The sequence below is a fragment of the Komagataeibacter sucrofermentans DSM 15973 genome, assembly GCF_040581405.1.
Classification (GTDB): Bacteria; Pseudomonadota; Alphaproteobacteria; order Acetobacterales; family Acetobacteraceae; genus Komagataeibacter; species Komagataeibacter sucrofermentans.
On the sequence record NZ_CP137157.1, the window covers coordinates 1211488 to 1229895 of the forward strand.

Annotated in this window: 17 protein-coding genes; 7 read left to right on the forward strand and 10 right to left on the reverse strand. The window is 63.7% G+C overall.

Translation table 11 applies throughout. The features are described 5' to 3' along the window. Positions 1–8 precede the first annotated feature (8 nt). Complete coding sequence (gene prmC / locus R5N89_RS05860; protein ID WP_110568176.1) at positions 9–872, forward strand: peptide chain release factor N(5)-glutamine methyltransferase; 864 nt, start codon at positions 9–11, stop codon at positions 870–872. Positions 873–1155: 283 nt separating this feature from the next. After that, the gene (locus R5N89_RS05865) at positions 1156–1701 is read left to right on the forward strand and encodes a DUF4167 domain-containing protein (RefSeq protein WP_244192116.1); all 546 of its coding nucleotides are present in this window, start codon (positions 1156–1158) and stop codon (positions 1699–1701) included. 45 nt (positions 1702–1746) lie between these two features. On the opposite strand, the gene R5N89_RS05870 is transcribed toward R5N89_RS05865, so the two are convergent. Together R5N89_RS05870 and R5N89_RS05875 are read right to left on the reverse strand one after the other, a co-directional pair. Next, positions 1747–2004, reverse strand: coding sequence for a hypothetical protein (locus R5N89_RS05870; RefSeq protein WP_110568179.1), 258 nt, complete (start codon positions 2002–2004; stop codon positions 1747–1749). 31 nt (positions 2005–2035) lie between these two features. Continuing rightward, complete coding sequence (locus R5N89_RS05875; RefSeq protein ID WP_110568181.1) at positions 2036–3313, reverse strand: adenosylmethionine--8-amino-7-oxononanoate transaminase; 1278 nt, start codon at positions 3311–3313, stop codon at positions 2036–2038. Positions 3314–3374: 61 nt separating this feature from the next. Between R5N89_RS05875 and R5N89_RS05880 the strand changes: the two genes are divergently transcribed. From R5N89_RS05880 to bioD, 3 genes are read left to right on the forward strand one after another with little or no spacing between them, the layout of a single operon-like run. Further along, a complete protein-coding gene (locus R5N89_RS05880) occupies positions 3375–4568 on the forward strand; it encodes an 8-amino-7-oxononanoate synthase (protein WP_110568183.1) in 1194 nt (397 codons plus the stop codon). Next, a complete protein-coding gene (locus R5N89_RS05885) occupies positions 4565–5215 on the forward strand; it encodes an alpha/beta fold hydrolase (protein ID WP_110568185.1) in 651 nt (216 codons plus the stop codon). Before R5N89_RS05880 ends, R5N89_RS05885 begins: the two co-directional genes overlap by 4 nt. Then, entirely contained in the window at positions 5212–6606 is a 1395-nt protein-coding gene (gene bioD, locus R5N89_RS05890; protein ID WP_110568187.1) for a dethiobiotin synthase, read from the forward strand. Before R5N89_RS05885 ends, bioD begins: the two co-directional genes overlap by 4 nt. A gap of 57 nt (positions 6607–6663) precedes the next feature. Here bioD and lexA read toward each other — a convergent pair whose 3' ends face one another. Together lexA and glp are read right to left on the reverse strand one after the other, a co-directional pair. Then, the gene (gene lexA, locus R5N89_RS05895; protein ID WP_110568189.1) at positions 6664–7335 is read right to left on the reverse strand and encodes a transcriptional repressor LexA; all 672 of its coding nucleotides are present in this window, start codon (positions 7333–7335) and stop codon (positions 6664–6666) included. Positions 7336–7452: 117 nt separating this feature from the next. Then, the gene (gene glp, locus R5N89_RS05900; RefSeq protein ID WP_110568191.1) at positions 7453–8661 is read right to left on the reverse strand and encodes a gephyrin-like molybdotransferase Glp; all 1209 of its coding nucleotides are present in this window, start codon (positions 8659–8661) and stop codon (positions 7453–7455) included. A 160-nt stretch (positions 8662–8821) separates the two neighbouring features. On the opposite strand from glp, the gene rpmG reads away from it, so the two are divergent. After that, positions 8822–8989: a 50S ribosomal protein L33 gene (rpmG, locus tag R5N89_RS05905; protein ID WP_007400522.1), complete on the forward strand. Its 168-nt coding sequence runs from the start codon at positions 8822–8824 to the stop codon at positions 8987–8989. An 82-nt stretch (positions 8990–9071) separates the two neighbouring features. On the opposite strand, the gene R5N89_RS05910 is transcribed toward rpmG, so the two are convergent. Together R5N89_RS05910 and eno are read right to left on the reverse strand one after the other, a co-directional pair. Beyond that, positions 9072–9401, reverse strand: coding sequence for a septum formation initiator family protein (locus R5N89_RS05910; RefSeq protein ID WP_110568193.1), 330 nt, complete (start codon positions 9399–9401; stop codon positions 9072–9074). A gap of 59 nt (positions 9402–9460) precedes the next feature. Continuing rightward, positions 9461–10741 (reverse strand): phosphopyruvate hydratase, encoded by a 1281-nt coding sequence (gene eno, locus R5N89_RS05915; protein WP_110568444.1) that lies wholly within the window; start codon positions 10739–10741, stop codon positions 9461–9463. Positions 10742–10881: 140 nt separating this feature from the next. On the opposite strand from eno, the gene R5N89_RS05920 reads away from it, so the two are divergent. Further along, a complete protein-coding gene (locus tag R5N89_RS05920; RefSeq protein ID WP_110568196.1) occupies positions 10882–11367 on the forward strand; it encodes a DUF3429 domain-containing protein in 486 nt (161 codons plus the stop codon). Between the two features lie 92 nt (positions 11368–11459). Here the strand turns inward: R5N89_RS05920 and R5N89_RS05925 are convergent, their stop codons facing one another. From R5N89_RS05925 to R5N89_RS05940, 4 genes are all read right to left on the reverse strand, one after another. Then, entirely contained in the window at positions 11460–13781 is a 2322-nt protein-coding gene (locus R5N89_RS05925; protein ID WP_110568197.1) for a molybdopterin cofactor-binding domain-containing protein, read from the reverse strand. Continuing rightward, the gene (locus tag R5N89_RS05930) at positions 13774–14247 is read right to left on the reverse strand and encodes a (2Fe-2S)-binding protein (protein ID WP_061271735.1); all 474 of its coding nucleotides are present in this window, start codon (positions 14245–14247) and stop codon (positions 13774–13776) included. Before R5N89_RS05930 ends, R5N89_RS05925 begins: the two co-directional genes overlap by 8 nt. 21 nt (positions 14248–14268) lie before the next feature. After that, entirely contained in the window at positions 14269–15597 is a 1329-nt protein-coding gene (locus R5N89_RS05935; protein WP_110568199.1) for a cytochrome c, read from the reverse strand. 381 nt (positions 15598–15978) lie between these two features. Then, entirely contained in the window at positions 15979–18369 is a 2391-nt protein-coding gene (locus tag R5N89_RS05940; protein WP_110568200.1) for a glucose/quinate/shikimate family membrane-bound PQQ-dependent dehydrogenase, read from the reverse strand. Positions 18370–18408: the final 39 nt, after the last annotated feature.

The window sequence follows — 18408 nt, forward strand, 5'->3', positions numbered from 1 at the left end:
CAGCGGCGATGAAAGATGCCATGACACCAGCGCCCCTAAATTTGCGCCAGTTGTTGCGTAATGCGACGCAACAACTGCATGCAGTCGGCATTGAGGCCCCCCAGCGCGAGGCCCGCCTGCTCATGGCCCATGCGGCCCGGACCGACCTTGCCGGGCTGCTGCGCATCGATACGCTGAGCGAGGCGGCCCAGGCCCGGTTTGCCGAAATGCTGGCCCGTCGCCTGCGTTATGAGCCCATGGCCTATATTACCGGGCAGGCCGGGTTCTGGTCGCTTGACCTGGCGGTGTCACCGGCAACCCTCATTCCCCGTGCCGATACCGAAACCCTTGTTGAGGCCGTGCTCGACCATCTGCCTGATCGTAATATTCCGCTGCGCGTGCTCGATATTGGCACCGGCACGGGTTGCCTGCTTCTGGCCATTCTGGCGGAATACCCGCGCGCCTTTGGTATTGGCACGGATCTCAACCCGCAGGCCGCAGCACTTGCCAGCTTTAATGCCACGCATAACGGGTTGGCCGCGCGCAGCACTATGCTGTGCTGCAACTGGGCCGATGGGGTTGAGGGGCCGTTTGACCTCGTGCTGAGCAACCCGCCCTATATTCCGCATGCTGATCTGGCCACCCTCATGCCCGACGTGGTGGCCCATGAACCCGCGCGCGCGCTTGATGGCGGGCCGGACGGGCTGATCGCCTATCGCGCCCTGGCCCGCGTCATGCCGGACCTTCTGGCCCCTGGTGGCCTGGGCGTGCTGGAACTGGGTATTGGCCAGAACCACAGCGTGCCCGCACTCATGCGCGCGGCGGGGCTGGATATTGTGGAAATACGCCCCGATCTTGGCGGAATAGGGCGGGCGCTGGTGGTGAAAAAATAATTTGGCAGAAAGAAAGGCGCAGGTTATATTGCCAAGACGCAGGGAAAACGAAAAGCGGGTTGATTGCTGTTTCATTCCCCGCGGGCGATCCCGATTGCAAAACATAAATACAGGCGACCCGAACCCTCAATAGGTTCCGCCACGCGCAGGGATCCGTGTCCGGTGTCGTACCGGACAACCAACATGGCAACAGACGGGACGGGCAGAGACCGCCCCACGGTCCAGGGCAGCGCCAGCGACCGGCAACAGGAAAGTGCTGCGACAGCTTATGAACATGAAACGCATGCGGGGCCGTCACCATCGTTCGGGCGGCAGCAGTGGTGGAACCGTACGCCATAACAATGGCCAGATCCCGTTGAACCGCAACCATGTATTTGACAGCAATGGCCCGGACCTGCGCGTGCGGGGCACGGCACAGCAGCTGTTTGAGAAATACCTGCAGCTTGGCCGCGACGCCAGCAGCAGCGGCGACCGCGTCATGGCGGAAGCCTATTTTCAGCATGCCGAACATTATTTCCGCATTCTCAACGCCATGACGCAGGCTGCCCAGCAGAGCCAGCAGGAGCGCCAGGAGCGCATGTCCAACCGGCAGCCGCGCCCCGTCGAGAACCGTCAGCCCAGCGAGAGCGCTGGCGATGAACCCGCCGAGCCCGCAGCCGAGCAGCCCGCCGTGATCGAGCCTGCGGAAACAGCGCCCCAGCCCACGATCGACGCCGCCCCGGAAGCTGCACCGGCCCCTGCGCCACGCGCCCCCCGCGCGCCGCGCCGCAGCAGCCGCGCCAAGCCCGCCACGGGCAAGAAGGAAGAACTGGAATCTACCCCGTCCTGATAAACGGGCCGACCCCCGCCAGCCCTGCTGCGGGGGTTATTTCATTCAGGGGGCTGGCTTGACCAGCCGCCAGACCTTGCGCTTGCGGCCATCGCTGGCCCCCGGCGCGTCTTCCACCGTGACCAGCCCCTGATTGCGCAGCGCCTGCAGGGCCAGGCGGGCATGATAGGTGCCAAGTTCGGGAAACAGGTCGCCAATTTCCTTGACGGAACGCGCCTGACCATCCGACAGGATCTTCAGTACGATCTGCCGCTTGCTGTCATGATTTGTCATGCGCCAGGATCTATGCTGAAAAAAAGTCATATGCTTCCATACCAGATCAGTCCGTGATGGCCTAGCGCTGATCCGGCAGCAGGCCCCCCAGAACCGTGTGAATTGCAGCGCAAAGGCGGCTGAGCTCGGCTGGCGTGATGGTGAAAGCAGGCGTCAGGTAAACGATATTACGGAAGGGCCGCACCCATACCCCCTGCGCGATCAGGGCGGTCTTGAGCGCATTCATGTCACGTATGCGGTCAAGTTCCACCACGCCAATCGCCCCCATGACGCGCACGTCAACGACATGGGGCAGGTCGCGGCAGGGTTCGAGTTCAGCGCGCATCTGCGCTTCAATACGGGTTACCTGCTGCAGGCGGGGTTCGGTTTCAAACAGGTCGAGTGAGGCATTGGCGCAGGCGCAGGCCATGGCGTTAGCCATGAAGGTCGGCCCATGCATGAGCGCATGCAGCGGATCATCGGACAGGAAAGCCTCGAACACATGCCTGCGCGCCACTGTAGCCGCCAGCGCCATCGTGCCCCCGGTCAATGCCTTTGAAAGGGTAATGATGTCAGGCACGATCCCGGCCTGCTCGCAGGCGAACATCGTGCCGGTGCGCCCGAAACCGGTAAAGATTTCATCAAGAATCAGCAGCACGCCATGGCGGTCGGCCAGAGTGCGCAGGGTGCGCAGCACCTGCGGCGTATGGAACAGCATGCCACCTGCGCCCTGCACCAGCGGTTCGGTGATGATGGCGGCAATACTGCCAGCGTGTTGCGCCAGCAGGGCATCAAGTGCTGCGGTCGTGGCAGCATCGACCGGCAGATCGGCGATGAAATGCTTGGGCAGCGCGCCGTTATAGAGGCTATGCATCCCTTCCTCCGGGTCGCACACGGCCATGGTGGCGATCGTATCGCCATGATAACCGCCGCGGAAGGCCAGCAGCTTTGTCCGCCCGCTCTGGCCCTGGTTGAGCCAGTACTGGATGGCCATCTTCATCGCCACCTCGACCGCGACCGAGCCGGAATCCGTAAAGAACACCCGCTCCAGATCGCCGGGCAGCAGGCCAGCAAGGCGGCTTGCCAGCGTCAGGGCCGGTTCATTGACCAGGCCGCCAAACATGACATGCGGCATGCACTCAAGCTGCGCCGCTACCGCAGCGCGGATATGGGGGTGGTTGTAGCCATGGCAGGCGGTCCACCACGAGGCGATGCCATCAAGCAGTTCCGTGCCATCGGCCAGCGTGATGGTGCAGCCCTGCGTGCGCGTGGCGGGGAGCGGGGGCAGGGCGGTCTGCATTTGCGCGTAGGGCAGCCAGACATGCTGCATGCCTCGCTCCAGCCATTGAGGTCCACACATGCGCTGTCTCCGTGATATTGCATTGGCGGGATTGACCGGGGCGGCAGGCTCCGGCAGGAGAATGCGCTTCATGGCCTGTTTTGATACCCTTTTCCAGACTGCGCTCGACCACATGGCGCAGCGCCATATCCGCCGCGTGCTGCGCCCCGTGCGTCACAGCGGGCCGGTAACCGTTATCCGTGACGGACGCGAACTGGTCAATTTCTCATCCAATGATTATCTCGGCCTGTCACATCACCCGACTCTTGCCGCCCGCGCGGCGCAGTGGGTGCATGAGGATGGAACAGGCGCTGGCGCCTCGCGGCTGGTGACCGGCACCAGTGACAGGCATATGGCGGTGGAAGCACGCCTTGCTGCCTTCAAGGGCGCCGAGGCGGCGCTGCTGCTGGCCAGCGGGTGGCAGGCCAATGCCTCGGTGCTGGCGGCCATATTGCGGCTGGCGGCCGAGCAGGGCACCCCCCCGCTGGTGTTTGCCGACAGGCTGAACCATGCCAGCCTGCATCAGGGCTGCATGGCGGCAGGCGTGCGGCAGATCCGCTTTCGGCACAACGACCTCGATCATCTGGAAAGCCTGCTGATCCGCCATGCCGATGATCCGGGCCTGCGGATCATCGTGACGGAAAGCGTGTTCAGCATGGATGGCGACCGCACCGACATCGCCCGCCTCAGCGCGCTGGCGCGGCAGCACGGGGCCTTCACCTACGTGGATGAAGCCCATGCCACCGGCGTGCTTGGCCCGCAGGGGCGCGGCCTGTGTGCGGGGCATGAGATCGATCTGGTCATGGGCACGTTCAGCAAGGCGCTGGGCGGGTTTGGCGCGTTCGTAACCGGCTCGCGCGCATTGTGCGACTGGCTGGTCAATGCCTGTTCGGGCTTTGTGTTCACCACCGCGCCACCGCCCGCCATGCTCGGCGCGATGGATGCCGCCCTTGAATACGTGCCCCATCTGGATGAAGAGCGTGACCGCCTGGCCCGGAACGCTGCTCATATCCGTGATGTTGTGCGTAGCTGCGGCCTGTCGCCCGACCCATCAACCACGCAGATCGTGCCGATCATGCTTGGCGATGCCGCGCGCGCCCTGCGCTTTGCCGCGAGCCTTGAGGCGCAGGGCCTGCTTGCCGCTGCCATACGCCCGCCAACGGTGCCGCCCAATAGCAGCCGCATCCGCCTTGCGCTGAGTGCTGCCCATACCGATGGCATGATCGATCAGCTTGCCGCGGCCATTCCGCTGGCCCTGCAACAGAGCGCAGCATGAACGCCACCCTGCCGCTGGCCCTCGTGCATGGCTGGGCTTTCGATCCCACCTTCTGGGCTGCGACCCGCACGGCCCTGGGCACGGCACGGACGCGTTGCCTCGACTTTGGCTTCTTTGCCGCCCGCGCCCATATGGAATTGCCGCAAGAACCCTATATCGGAGTCGGGCATTCACTGGGCACGTTATGGCTTCTGCGCCACCATGGCCCGCTATGCCGGGGCCTGATCCTGATAAACGGATTCAGCCGGTTCGGGGCCGGGCCGGATTTTACAGCGGGGATCGGCCGGCGCATGATCGAACGCATGCGTCAGGGGCTGCTGCGTGCGCCGCAGGGATTGCTGCACAGCTTTCGTCTGCGCGCGGGCATTGATTCGCCGGTGCCTGAACCGATCGCGCGCGACCGGCTTGAAACAGGGCTCGAAGCCCTGATGGACATGGATTGCCGGACAGACCTGAACCGCACGACATGCCCGATTCATGTCATGGCGGGCACGCAGGATGCCATTGCGCCCCCCGCGCTGACCGAGGCCTGTTTTCCTTCCCGCCCGATTGAATGGGTGGATGGGGGGCACCTGCTTCCGCTCACGCATGCCACGGCCTGCGCTCATGCCATCTCCACCATGGCCAGACGGATGACACCATCATGACGCGCAAGGACAGCATTGCCGCCCGTTTCGATACGGCGCAGCATTATGAGCAGGCGGCCCGCATGCAGCGCATCGCCGCCACCGAACTGGCCCGGCGCATTGCTGCCAATGCGGCACCTCATGCCCCGCGCCGCATTCTGGAAATTGGCTGTGGCACCGGCTTTCTGACCCGTGAACTGCGCCGCCTGTTCCCTCAGGCCCATATCACCGCTACCGATATCGCCCCCGGCATGCTGCAACGCCTTGCCCAGCGCATGCCCGATGATGACCGGCTTGTGCTGCACTGCATGGATGGCGAAGCACCAGACCTGGCTGGCCCGTTTGACCTGATTTGTTCCAGCCTGGCCATGCAGTGGTTTGCCGACCGCAAGGAAGCGCTTGCCGCACTGGCCTGCCTGCTGGCGCCGGGGGGGCATATGGCGCTGGCAACCCTGTGCGCGGGCAGCTTTCGCCAATGGCGGGCTGCCTATCAGGCCGTGGGCAAGACATGTCCCATGGCCGATTATCCACCCTGCACGACGCTGCAGGCCGAGTGGCCGGGTTGTGGCGCGGGCCTGTGGCAGGATGCTGAAATTATCGATACGCCTGCTTCACCACTGGCCTTTGTGCGTGAACTCCGGGCTATTGGCGCAACTCATACGGATAGCCCCCGCACGGATGGATTGCGGCGCGTAATGGCGGCGGCAGGCGCGGGGAATGCGCCTTTTGCCATATCGTACCACGTGGCGTACGGGCAGTTCCATCGCGCGCCGTGGCCCGGCGTGTTCGTGACCGGCACGGACACGGATGTGGGCAAGACCGTTGCCTCCGCCGCGCTGGTGCGGGCCTGGAATGCAGCCTACTGGAAGCCACTGCAAAGCGGTACGGATGATGCGCCATCCGACAGCACGAGCCTGCGGAACCTGACCGGGCTTGATGCCACGCGGCTTTATCCGCCTGCGGCGAGTTTTGGGGCGTCCCTCTCACCCGAGGATGCGGCGCGGCAGGCCCATGTTCACATCGACCCGGCCTCCATCGCCCCGCCATCTCACGACCCCTCGGCAGGACCGATGGTGGTGGAAGGGGCAGGGGGCGTGTTTGTGCCGATCGCCCCCGATTACCTGATGATCGACCTGATGGCGCGGCTGGCGCTGCCGGTGGTGCTGGTTGCACGCAGCACGCTGGGCACGATCAACCACACGCTGCTCAGCCTTGCCGCCCTGCGGGCAAGGGGGTTGCGCGTAGCAGGCGTTATCCTGAACGGTCCGCCCGAACCGGTGGGGCGCGATGCCATCATACGGCACGGGCAGGTCCGTGTTCTGGCGCAGTTCCCGCCCGTAATGCCCATGGGGGCGGAAGCGGTGGCGCAGCTCGCGGCCCTGCTGCCGCCGTGGCGTGATATCGTGCAGTGATGGGAACGCCGCCTTTTTTGAAAGAAAGGCGGCGCCCGAAAACGTTGGGGCCGCCCCTTAATAGCGCCGGATCAGGCCCGCCAGCGTGCCCTGTATGTACACCCGCCCCGCCGGGAAAACCCGGGTATCATACGCGCTATTGGCCGGGATCAGCGCGATTTCGCTCCCCTGATGGCGGATGCGCTTGAGGGTCACCTCATCGCCATCAATCAGCGCCACCACGATCTCACCGTCGTTTGCGTGGTTCTGTTCCCGGATGATGACCATGTCACCATCAAGAATACCGGCTTCCTCCATCGAGTTGCCCGTTACTTCCAGCGCATAATGGCTGGCCTTGCCCAGCATGTCGGCGGGCACGGTGATACGGGTGGTCTCGGGTGTTATGGCCTCGATGGGATTGCCCGCGGCGATACGCCCCACGAAGGGCACGTCCATCACGGCGGCGATCTGTTCGGGGGCAGGCAGGTCCGGCGCGGGCTGGGGCGAATCGGCAGGACGGGGCGGCGGCGGATCGATATCGGGCAGGCGCAGGATCTCGAGCGCACGGGCCCGATGATGCCTGCGGTGCAGGAACCCACGCTCCTCCAGCGCTGAAATGAGGCGATGAATGCCAGACTTGGAGCGCAGGCCGAGTGCATCCTTCATTTCATCGAAGGAGGGGGAAAAACCCGTCCGACGCAGATGGCTATCGATAAACAGCAAAAGCTCATGTTGTTTTCTGGTGAGCATGCCACATGTCCTTTTGCCGTGAGCAGCGCCGCCGAGAGGGGAACGCCATGGAACAAATCAAAAACCTGTTCCGTGTTCTATATTGGTTCCCCCTTCCGCGTCAACCGGCATTCCGGCCTATGCAAAGACGTGATCGATACGGATCACCGCGCATTTGTCGCCCGCGCGGCCTGCTGGCGCATGGGGCGCGCGCAGCACCAGCGCCTGGCTTTGCGCCAGCACGTGCAGCATGGCCGAATCCTGCACGGGGAAGGGCGTTGCCACCAGGCGGCCCTGCGCATCATGCGCAAGCGTTGCGCGCAGGTGGTCCATGCGCCGGTCGTTTTCCGGCACGTCGCAGCCCAGAATGGCCCGGACCGGCGGTTCGATAGCCTGCGCCAGCCCGGCCATGCGCCGCAGGGCAGGCAGCACGAACACGATGGAACACACGAATGCCGCAACCGGGTTGCCCGGCAGGCCGATAAAGGGCAGGCGGCCCAGATGGCCCGACATCAGCGGGCGGCCCGGCCGCATGGCAATCTTCCAGAAATCGGTTTTCAGCCCCACCTGTTCCAGCCCGCGCCGCACCAGGTCGTGGCTGCCCACGCTCGCGCCGCCTGCGGTCAGCAGCATGTCCACGCCATCAACCATGCGCTCGAGCGTTGCCACGTCGGCCATGTCATCACGCAGCACAGGCAGCATAACCGGCTCTGCGCCTGCCGCGCGCAGCAGGGCGGCAAGCATGGGGGTATTGGCGTTGGCGATCTGGCCGGCACCAATGGGGCTGCCGGGCAGGAGCAGTTCATCGCCCGTGGCGGCAATGGCCACGCGCGGGCGGCGGGCAACCCGCACCCATGCATTGTTGGCCGCTGCCGCCAGCCCCACATCCCGTGCCGACAGCCGCTGGCCTGCGGGCACAAGCATCTGCCCCGCTGCAAAATCCTGCCCCTTGGGGCGCACATAGGTGCCGGGTGCGAGCGTGTGCGTGGTGTGCACGCCCGCGCCCTCGCGCTGCGCGTTTTCCTGTATCAGCACGGCGTCCGTGCCGGTGGGCATGACACTGCCGGTAAAGATCCGCACGCACTGCCCGGGGCCGGCTGTGCCGGTAAAGGGATGGCCTGCAGGGGCCTCGGCAATGCAGGCAAGCGTTACCCCGCCAGCCGAAAGATCCGCCGCGCGCACGGCATAGCCATCCATGGACGAAACATTGGCGGGCGGGTTGAACAGCCCCGCCATGATGGGGGCCGCGCTCACGCGCCCACAGGCCTCGGTCAGGGGCACGACCTCGGCAGGGAGGGGGAAAACCCCTTCCAGAATCCGCTCACGCGCTTGCGCTACACTCAACATCGGGCACGGCACTCCATTTTTTTTGCCATTATGGGACGATTCCAGCAGAAATATTGGTCAAGGTGCTTGACCTGAGCCTTGTGTATGCGCATTTTCCGCCAACTTGAACCACTGCTGCACCTGAGTGTTCCAGCAGCGGCGGAGCAGTGCTGAGGATATCATGGCCAAGAGCAACACCATTCAGATCAAACTCGTCTCCACGGCGGACACGGGCTACTTCTATGTGACCAAGAAGAATGCCCGCGCCCAGACTGGCAAGATGGAACTGCGGAAATACGACCCCGTCGCGCGCAAGCACGTGGCCTTCCGCGAAGCGAAGATCAAATAATCTCCCGATTTGCGGAGATGAAAAAAACCCCGGCAGGTTTTCCGCCGGGGTTTTTTTTGTCTCTGCCGCATGCCGTAGCACATCAGTACAGATGGTCATGCTCCGCGTAAGGCACGACAATCTCGTTCTGGCGCGCAAGGTTCTGCATGGAGCGGGCGCGTTCATCGAGCAGGTCGGTGTCGAGCGCGCCTTCCTTGAGGCCACGCACGCGCCGCAGCCATACTTCCTGCTCGGCCGTGGCATCCTGCTTGGCCGAACGGGCCTCATCAAGCAGGTGCAACTGCGTGGCGTAGCTGTGCAACCCATGCTCGCCGCGCATGACGTTCCAGCCAAAATAGGCCGTCAGCCCAAGGAAAAGGGCAGGGGGAATGGTCGCCCGTATTACACGTTTCGCGATCTTGACTACCTGCATCCCATTGCCCTTTTCCGTATCCTCAAGCCGGACGGGCTTAACCCGCCCGGCGCAGCGTGTCACCCGTTCTTGAGAATCGTGCGCCCGGCATAGCGCGCCGCCGTGGCCAGTTCGTTCTCGATACGGATCAGCTGGTTGTATTTTGCCGTGCGGTCGGAGCGCGACAGCGAGCCGGTCTTGATCTGCCCGCAATTTGTCGCCACGGCCAGATCGGCGATGGTGCTGTCTTCCGTCTCGCCCGAGCGGTGGCTCATCACGGCCGTATAGCCTGCATGCTGGGCCATCTGCACCGCTTCCAGCGTCTCGCTCAGCGTGCCGATCTGGTTGACCTTGACCAGCAGGGAGTTGGCAACACCTGCCTTGATGCCCCGGCGCAGGCGGTCAGGGTTGGTCACGAACAGGTCATCACCCACCAGTTGCAGCTTGTGGCCCAGATTGGCGGTCAGTTCACCCCAGCCTTCCCAGTCGTCTTCGGCAAGGCCATCCTCGATGGAGATGATGGGGTAGCGCGCGGAAAGGTCGGCCAGATAGGCGACCATGCCAGCAGCATCAAGGCTCTTGTCCTCGCCCGCCAGTTCGTAACGGCCATTTTTATAGAATTCGGTGGCCGCGCAATCGAGGGCGAAGGTCACGTCATCACCCGGCTTGTAGCCCGCCGCCTCGACCGCGCGCATCATGAAGCCAAGAGCTTCATCCGCTGATTTCAGCGCCGGGGCAAACCCGCCTTCATCGCCGACGTTGGTGTTGTAGCCAGCGCCTGACAGGCTCTTCTTGAGCTGGGCAAAGATTTCAGACCCCATGCGGATGGCATCCGTAACCGTGGGGGCGCCCACGGGCTGGATCATGAATTCCTGGATGTCGATCGGGTTATCGGCATGCTGGCCGCCATTGATAATGTTCATCATCGGCACGGGCAGGGTGCGGGCGTATACGCCGCCCACGTAGCGGTAGAGCGGGGTCTGGAGTTCCTCGGCCGAGGCCTTGGCCACCGCGAGCGATACGCCAAGGATGGCGTTGGCGCCCAGACGGGCCTTGTTGGGAGTGCCATCAAGGTCGATCATCGCCTCGTCAATGGCGACCTGATCGGTCGATTCCACGCCCTGCAGCGCTTCAAGGATTTCGCCTTCGACATTGGCCGCAGCCTTGAGCACGCCCTTGCCGCCGTAGCGCTTGGGGTCACCGTCACGCAGTTCCACGGCCTCATGCGCGCCGGTGGAAGCACCTGACGGCACGGCAGCGCGGCCCTTGGCGCCCGATGCCAGTTCAACATCCACCTCGATGGTGGGATTGCCCCGGCTGTCGAGAATTTCGCGGGCGATGATATCGATAATGGCGCTCATGGTATCTGTTTCCTCAGATTTGACATTATGGGGATAGCGCATGCCACCGGCACGCATATCCTTCCCCACGATAACAGATGCAACGCATCGCGCCAGAGTAGGCTATGCAACTCAGCACAAGATATTAGGAGACCCCCGCCGTGAAACGCCTGCCGCTGCTTGCCATCATCACTGCCCTGGCCAGCCTGCTGCCACTGATTGGCTGCACCTGCGCGATCCTGTTCCTTTCTCCCGACCACACCCCACGCCTGCTGACTGCTGCTGTAGGCTATGGCGCGGTGATGCTGTCCTTCCTCGGTGCGGTGCATTGGGGCATGGCGCTGGAGCAGCCTGACATCATGCCCGCTGGTGGCACGCAGCGCCTGACCAACCTGCGCCTTGCGGTGGGCGGCCTGCCAGCCTTCATCGGCTGGATCGGGCTGTGCGCCGCCACCGTGCAGGAACTCGCCGGACTCATGACGCTGATTGCGGGATTTGCGGCAACAATCGTGGTGGAACGCATGGCCTGGCGGCGCGGGGCCATGCCGCGGGGTTACATGACGGTGCAGTGGTTTGTCATCTGCCTGGCGGAACTGTGCTTCGTGGCCATTCTTGCTGCCTGCATGGGCATGCGCCCCGGTAGCTGAAGCATTGCGCCGCCTCTTGGCGCAGGCCATGAAAAAAGCCCGGCATGCAAGCGCATGCCGGGCTTTTTTTCATTGTATCCGGATGTAAGGGATCAGCTTCCCTGTAATCCGCGCAGCACATCGGCCGGGCGCACCGGCATATGGCGCAGGCGCACGCCCACGGCATTGAAGATGGCGTTGCCAATGGCAGGCCCCACCACCGTCGTGCCCGGCTCACCAAGGCCCATGGGCTTCTCGGTGCTGGGTAGGAACTCGATGTCCATCTCCGGCGTATCGGCAATACGCAGCGGGGTATAGGTGTTCAGGTTCCGGTCTACGGGCAGGCCGTTCACGATTTCCGTGTTCTCGAACAGGACCATGCTCAGGCCCCACAGCGCCGCGCCCTCGGTCTGGGCCTTGGCGCCATCGGGATCGACCACGGTGCCCGCATCGACCACGATGGTCAGCTTCTGGCATGTGACCACGCCGGTGCTGCGGTCAACATGAACCTGCGCCACGCAGCCGATCCAGGTCGGCATGCCGCGTTCCTGTCCTGCCGTGGTGGCAAGGCCGAGTGCGGTATCCTTGGGCAGGGTGGTCTTGCCCCAGTTCACCTTTTCCATCAGGCGGCGGACAACAGCGGCCTGACGCAGCGCGCCACCTACGGAATCCGGCGCTTCGCCCTTGTTGCGGCCCTGCGCGGTCAGCAGTTCAAGGCGGAACTGGGCGGGGTCCTTTTTCTGGCGGTGCGCAACCTCATCAAGGAAGCACTCGATCCCCCAGCTGGTCCAGCCGGGGCTGACCGAACGCAGCCAGCCGGGGCGGAAGGTCTTTTCCGCCAGGTCATTGCGTAGCGCGCGCACCCGGAAGGCACCGACCTCATACCAGTGATCGCCACCGGCGATGGCGAACTGGTCATAAGGCTTGCCGTCCACACCCTTTTCCATGAAGGCCTGCGCCATCACGCCCGTGGGCCAGCCCGCAGCGGCCTGGTAGTCCATGCTTGTGATCTTGTCGCTGCCATCAAACGCCATGCGCACGCGCTGGACGGAAGGCGAGCGGAAGGAATCGAACTGCATGTCGTCCGAGCGGGTCAGGATCAGCTTGACCGGCTTGCCGCCAAGCGCCTTGGAGGCGAGGGCCGCAGGGATCATGTAGTCACCGTTGAGGCGGCGGCCAAAGCCCCCACCAAGCAGGTAGCTGCGCAGGATCACCTTGCTCTCGGGCACCTGCAGCGCCTTGGCCAGTGTGGGCAGGATCAGGCTCTGCCACTGGTTGCCGGCATGGATCTCGTACACGCCGTCCTTCTCGAAGGCGACGGCATTGGTCGGCTCAAGCTGGTAGTGCAGCACGGATGCGCAGGTATATTCCTGCTCCATGACCGTATGCGCGCCACTGAAGGCCTGGTCCACGCCATCATCATTGAAGATGTAGACGCCACCATCCTTGTTCTTGATCAGCTCGCGGCCACGGTCCTGAATGTCCGCCTCGGATGTGTGGATGGTCTCGCCCGGCGTCCACTCAACCTTCAGCGCATCTGCCGCGCGGATGGCGGCGCTGTAGGTCTTGGCCAGCACCACGACCCAGCCCTGCACCACCTCGGACGGATCCTCGATGATCAGGTAGCGCTCATAGCCCTTGATCTTCTTGGCGTCCGTATCATCAACGGAGCGCACCTTCGAGCCATAGCGGGTGGGCGGCATCTTGGGGCGGGCATAGACCATGCCTTCCACGTTGACGTCGATACCGTAGATGGCGGTGCCGTTGGTCTTGGCCGGAATGTCCAGCGCCTTGATCTCGGCATTGCCGATCAGGCGGCGTTCGCTCGCGGGCTTAAGCGGCAGCTTGGCCATTTCCTCAGGCGTGAAGGAATGCGACGGATGGCCCTTGGCCACGATGTCGCCAAAGCTGATCTGCTTGGCGCCAGCCGTCACGATGCCATTGGCCACCGTGCATTTGTCAGGCGTCGTGCCGAGCAGGCGGGCAGCTTCCTCGACCAGCGCGGTGCGGGTCGCGGCGCCAGCCTGGCGGAACACATCCCATGTCATCCACACCGACCAGCTGCCGCCGGTCACCATCAGGCCCCATTTGGGGTCGGTGTCCACGTAGTTGATGCGGACCTTGCTCCAGTCGGCTTCCATCTCGTCCGCGATGATGCGGGCGAGCGCGGTGCCGATATGCTGGCCCATTTCCGCGCGGATGATGTTGACCGTAATCTCGCCATCGGGCGCAATCGAGCACCAGATGGTCGGCTCGAACGCGCCATCGCCTGGCAGGGCCTTGTCGAGCGGAAAAATCTGGCTGGCCGAAGCAGGCCGTGCGAAGCCGAACATGACCCCGGCGCCAAGCGAGGTGACAAGAAAGCCGCGACGCGACAGCGTGTTCTGTTCGCGGCGTCCGTCCTTGCCCAGGCGGAAGCGGTTTAATCTACCCATTTGATGCATCTCCGCGTGCGTTGGCCGCGGCCTTCTTGATGGCCTCACGAATGCGAATGTAGGTCATGCACCGGCATAGGCTGCCTGCCATGACGGCATCGATTTCCTCATCCGTGGGAGAGGGGTAATCCTTCAGCAGGCTCACGGCCTGCATGATCTGCCCGGACTGGCAGTAGCCGCATTGCGGCACCTGGATCTCGCGCCAGGCCTGCTGCACGGGGTGGTTACCCTCGGGGTCGATGCCTTCGATCGTGGTGATATCAGCACCTTCTGCCGCGCTGACTGGCGTCACGCACGAGCGGGTGGCCCGGCCACCGATATGAATGGTGCACGCACCACACATGCCGATGCCACAACCGAATTTCGTTCCGGTCAGGCCAACTTCGTCACGGATGACCCACAGCAGGGGGGTATCATCCGGCACGTCAACGGTTACGTCTCGTCCATTGAGGCGAAAGGTCGTCATGTTCTAGCTCCGTCTTTCAGCTCAATGGGACGACGCGACAGGCGGCGCGGGCAGGGTCTTGCGCACTTCGGCGGCCTTCTTTTCCAGATCGGTCCACGGCGGCAGGGTCGTGCGTGTCGCACGCAGGTAGGTTGCCAGTCGGGCCAGGTCCGCATCCGAGAAGGAATGGTAGAAACTGGGCATCGACACCGTGGAGATGCCTTCCGTCGTGCCAATGCCGCGCAGGATGACCTGGAACAGGTTGGTCGGCTCATCCAGCCACAGCGCGTTGTTCAGCGCGAGGTCGGGGCGGCCTTCAATCGGCTGCGGGCCAGCATTGGCGTGGCACGCGGCGCAGGCGCCGGCATAGAGCTTGGCGTTCGGGTTGACCTGCGGGCCGACCAGATCCTTCATCGAGGCCTTCATGGCCCATTCGATGGCCTTGGGGTCATTGCTGACGCGGGTGGAGGCGTGATCGATCTCGGCCAGGTAGTGCGCGATGGCGTGCACGTCCGATTCCGGCATCTCGCTCAGGCCGCCATGCACCACCGGCGACATCGGGCCTGCCGCGCTGCCATGCAGCGGCGCGGAACCAAAGCGAAGGTATTTGAAATACTCGTCCTCGGTCCATACGACCGGGGTCGGGTTGTGCTCGTTGAGCGGGGGGGCGATCCAGTTATCGACCGGGGCGCCATCATAAGGCGCGCTGGCCTTTTCGGCCCCCATCAGGTTGCGCGGCGTATGACAGGCCGAGCAGTGGCTCAGGCCTTCGGCCAGATACGCGCCACGGTTCCACTCGGCATCCTGGTTCGGATTGTTCTTGAGCGGCCCTTCATGCAGGAACAGGAGTTTCCAGCCCGCCTGCTCGAGGCGGATGTTGAAGGGGAAGCCCACCGTGTTCTCACGCTTGACCGAATGCACCGGCGCACGGGTCATGAGGAAGGCATAGACAGCGTCGATGTCCTCATCCGTCATGTGCGTGAAGTGATCGAACGGGAAGGCGGGGAAGAGCTGCGTGCCGTCCCGTGAGATGCCCTTGCGCATGGCGCGCTTGAAGGCGGCCTCCGACCAGTGGCCGATGCCCGTTTCGGGGTCGGGCGTGATGTTGGAGGAGAAGATGGCGCCAAAGGGCGTGTCCATCTTGTAGTCACCTGCAAGCTCGACGCCGCGCACGCCATCGGTGCGGGTATGGCACTCCGCGCAGTAGCCGCCAGCGGCCAGCACGCGCCCGCGCTCGATCTGGGCGGCGGTGAAGGTGGAGGGAGGAGGCGGTGCAACCGGCGCAATGGCCGGATACCATGCATAGGCCAGGAACCCGACGCCACCGGCGACACCGATCCCCACAATCGCTGCTGCAATACGTTTAATCACGATGTTCTCGCGGTTGTGAAAGTCATCATATCACCCCGTATCATCCGCCCGGTTCCAGTGCCGTCATGGCGCGAAACACAGGAGGCGGCGCAACATTGCACCCCCTCCGAAGCACCGGAACTGCCGGATGTGCGGGAACATCGGCGCCACGGCGGAAACTTTAGTATTACCATTTCCTAATCAAGCCGTTCGGGCGCACGTAAGATCAAAGCTATGATAAGACTTATTTGATTTTCTGCTTAATGCACGAAAACCCTGCAAACCCGTGGATAATGGTTTGCAAGGTGGCCTGTCTTGGGTAGTATCTATATACATAAGAATATAGATATGACGGGCAATGTCAAGCCGGGGAAGGAAACACTCCTTCCCCGGCGCGGGGCCTCAGTTCCCGTCAGGCAGGCTGTAGGCGACGATGTAGTCACCAAGCTTGGTGCCGAATGACCCGTGGCCGCCATCGGCGGTGACGATGTACTGCTTGCCATCAACCGCATAGGTCATGGGCGTGGACTGGCCACCGGCGGGCAGGCGGTCCTGCCACAGCACGCGGCCATCGGTCACGTCATAGGCGCGGATGTAGTAATCGAGCGTCGAGGTCAGGAACGCCACGCCACCAGCCGTGGTGAGCGGACCGCCAAGGCTGGGCACGCCCATCTTGATGGGCAGGGGCAGCGGCGCACTGTCACGGATCGTGCCGTTGCGGTGCTTCCACACGATCTTGTTGGTGCGCAGGTCGATGCCCGACATGTAGCCCCAGGCGGGCTGCTTGCACGGCAGGCCAAACGGCGAGAGGAACGGATGCAGGTCCACGCCATAAGGCACGCCAAACTGCGGCTGCACGCCACTCTCCGAGCCAGAGGGCAGGGACTTGTCAGGCGTTGCCGGGTTGTTCGGCCCACGCGGGATCAGTTTGGATACGAACGGAATGGCGATGGGGTTGGCAATCGCGATCTGGCGCACGGGATCAACCGCAAGGCCGCCCCATTCGAACATGCCGAGATTGCCGGGGAAGACCAGCGTGCCCTGCAGCGAAGGCGGCGTGAACGTGCCATCATAGCGCAGGCGGTGGAACATGATGCGGCAGACCAGCTGGTCATACATCGTGCCGCCCCACATGTCGGCATCGGTCAGGAGCTTGCTGGGGCGGAAGGTCAGTTGCGAGAAGGGCTGCGTGGGCGAGAGATGGTCGCCCGGCGCGGCCCCCTGCGGCACGGGGCGCTCGGGGGCGGGCACCACGGGCTGGCCGTTGCGCCGGTCAAGCACGAAGATGTTGCCGGTCTTGGCCGGAGCATACAGGGTGGGGATGACCTCGCCCTGTTCGTTGCGGATATCGACCAGGCTGGGCTGGGCGGGGATGTCCATGTCCCACAGGTCATGGTGCACGGTCTGGTAGGACCAGACCAGCTTGCCGGTGGAGGCGTTCAGCGCCACGATCGAGCTTGCATAGCGCTCGGCATCGGCACCGCGGTTGCCGCCCCATATATCGGGCGTCTGCACGCCCATGGGGATGTAGATCAGGTCGAGCTTGGCGTCATAGGATGACGTGATCCACGAATTGGGGGAGTTGGGCACGAAGGTATGGTGCTCGGACGGCATCTCGTTCGGGTCGGGATTGCCGGGGTCGAACGCCCATTTCAGCGCGCCGGTATGCACGTCGAAGCCACGTGTCACCCCCGAGGGCTCGTGCGTGGAATAGTTGTCGGTCACGGCGCCGGACACGATCACGGTGGTATCGGTCACGACCGGGGGGGAGGTGGGTTCATAAAAGCCCAGCGTCTTGACCGGCATGCCGTCCTGCAGGTTCACCACGCCATTATTGCCAAAGCTGGCGCAGCGCGCGCCGGTTGCGGCATCGAGCGCGAAAAGCTGGCCATCATTGGTGGGCAGGAAGATGCGGCGTGCGCACTCGACCGGGCTTGCCGCCCCATCTGCTGCCTGCGCGTCATCCGCCTTGTCCTCGTGATAGGACACGCCACGGCAGGTCAGGTGCTGGAAAGTGGGGTTGTACGCCAGCTTGGGGTCGAACTTCCAACGTGGCTTGCCCGTTTTCGCATCAAGCGCGAACAGGATCTGGTGGGGCGTGCACAGATAGAGCGTATCACGGATCTTGATGGGCGTGACCTCATCGGTGATTTCACCGGGGTCATTGGGGCCGCGCAGGTCGCCGGTGCGGAATGTCCAGGCCACCTTCAGCTTGCTGACATTGCTGGCATTGACCTGCCTGAGCGGGGAGAAGCGATCACCAAACTGGGTGCGGCCATAAGCCTGCCAATCCTCATCGGGCATCTGGTGGGCATCGCCCGGCTCGGGGGCATTCTGCGCTACTGCTGGCAGGTTGCCTGCAATATCCTGCGGGTCCTGTGTCAGGGCAGCACCCACCACCACCACGGCGGCGGCAATCGCGCCAAACAGGGGCAGGCGGGTGGCGGGGCCTGCGGGGTGCAGGTGGCGCGTTACCCACGGAAGGGCAAGCACGATGCCGATGGGCACCAGAATATCGCCACGCGGCGCGAGCGCCCAGAAATCAAACCCGGCTTCCTGCACGGCCCATACCATCGTGCCAAGCAGGAGCACGGCATAGACCGTAAGCGCCATGGCCTGCCGCCGTAACAGCAGCACGGCCGTGGCCAGCAGCAGGGCGCCGGCGACGACATAATAAAAGGAGCCGCCGATGAGACACAGCCATAGCCCGCCTCCCAGCAGGTAGAGACCCGTCAGGGCGCAGACGGCAATGGCCGCAGCGAGAAGGGGAGCCGAGCGTATGAGGCTATTCATAAGTTTTCCTGATTACCGTGATACAGTCCGAACATTTTC

Excerpts from the sequence above, each read along its gene's own strand:
- bioD (WP_110568187.1), top strand. The coding sequence starts at position 5,212 with ATGACGCGCAAGGACAGCATTGCCGCCCGTTTCGATACGGCGCAGCAT.
- R5N89_RS05885 (WP_110568185.1), top strand. The coding sequence starts at position 4,565 with ATGAACGCCACCCTGCCGCTGGCCCTCGTGCATGGCTGGGCTTTCGAT.
- R5N89_RS05870 (WP_110568179.1), bottom strand. The coding sequence starts at position 2,004 with ATGACTTTTTTTCAGCATAGATCCTGGCGCATGACAAATCATGACAGC.
- R5N89_RS05880 (WP_110568183.1), top strand. The coding sequence starts at position 3,375 with ATGCGCTTCATGGCCTGTTTTGATACCCTTTTCCAGACTGCGCTCGAC.
- prmC (WP_110568176.1), top strand. The coding sequence starts at position 9 with ATGAAAGATGCCATGACACCAGCGCCCCTAAATTTGCGCCAGTTGTTG.
- R5N89_RS05865 (WP_244192116.1), top strand. The coding sequence starts at position 1,156 with ATGCGGGGCCGTCACCATCGTTCGGGCGGCAGCAGTGGTGGAACCGTA.
- eno (WP_110568444.1), bottom strand. The coding sequence starts at position 10,741 with ATGAGCGCCATTATCGATATCATCGCCCGCGAAATTCTCGACAGCCGG.
- R5N89_RS05940 (WP_110568200.1), bottom strand. The coding sequence starts at position 18,369 with ATGAATAGCCTCATACGCTCGGCTCCCCTTCTCGCTGCGGCCATTGCC.
- R5N89_RS05925 (WP_110568197.1), bottom strand. The coding sequence starts at position 13,781 with ATGGGTAGATTAAACCGCTTCCGCCTGGGCAAGGACGGACGCCGCGAA.
- R5N89_RS05875 (WP_110568181.1), bottom strand. The coding sequence starts at position 3,313 with ATGTGTGGACCTCAATGGCTGGAGCGAGGCATGCAGCATGTCTGGCTG.
- R5N89_RS05910 (WP_110568193.1), bottom strand. The coding sequence starts at position 9,401 with ATGCAGGTAGTCAAGATCGCGAAACGTGTAATACGGGCGACCATTCCC.
- rpmG (WP_007400522.1), top strand. The coding sequence starts at position 8,822 with ATGGCCAAGAGCAACACCATTCAGATCAAACTCGTCTCCACGGCGGAC.
- glp (WP_110568191.1), bottom strand. The coding sequence starts at position 8,661 with ATGTTGAGTGTAGCGCAAGCGCGTGAGCGGATTCTGGAAGGGGTTTTC.
- R5N89_RS05930 (WP_061271735.1), bottom strand. The coding sequence starts at position 14,247 with ATGACGACCTTTCGCCTCAATGGACGAGACGTAACCGTTGACGTGCCG.
- lexA (WP_110568189.1), bottom strand. The coding sequence starts at position 7,335 with ATGCTCACCAGAAAACAACATGAGCTTTTGCTGTTTATCGATAGCCAT.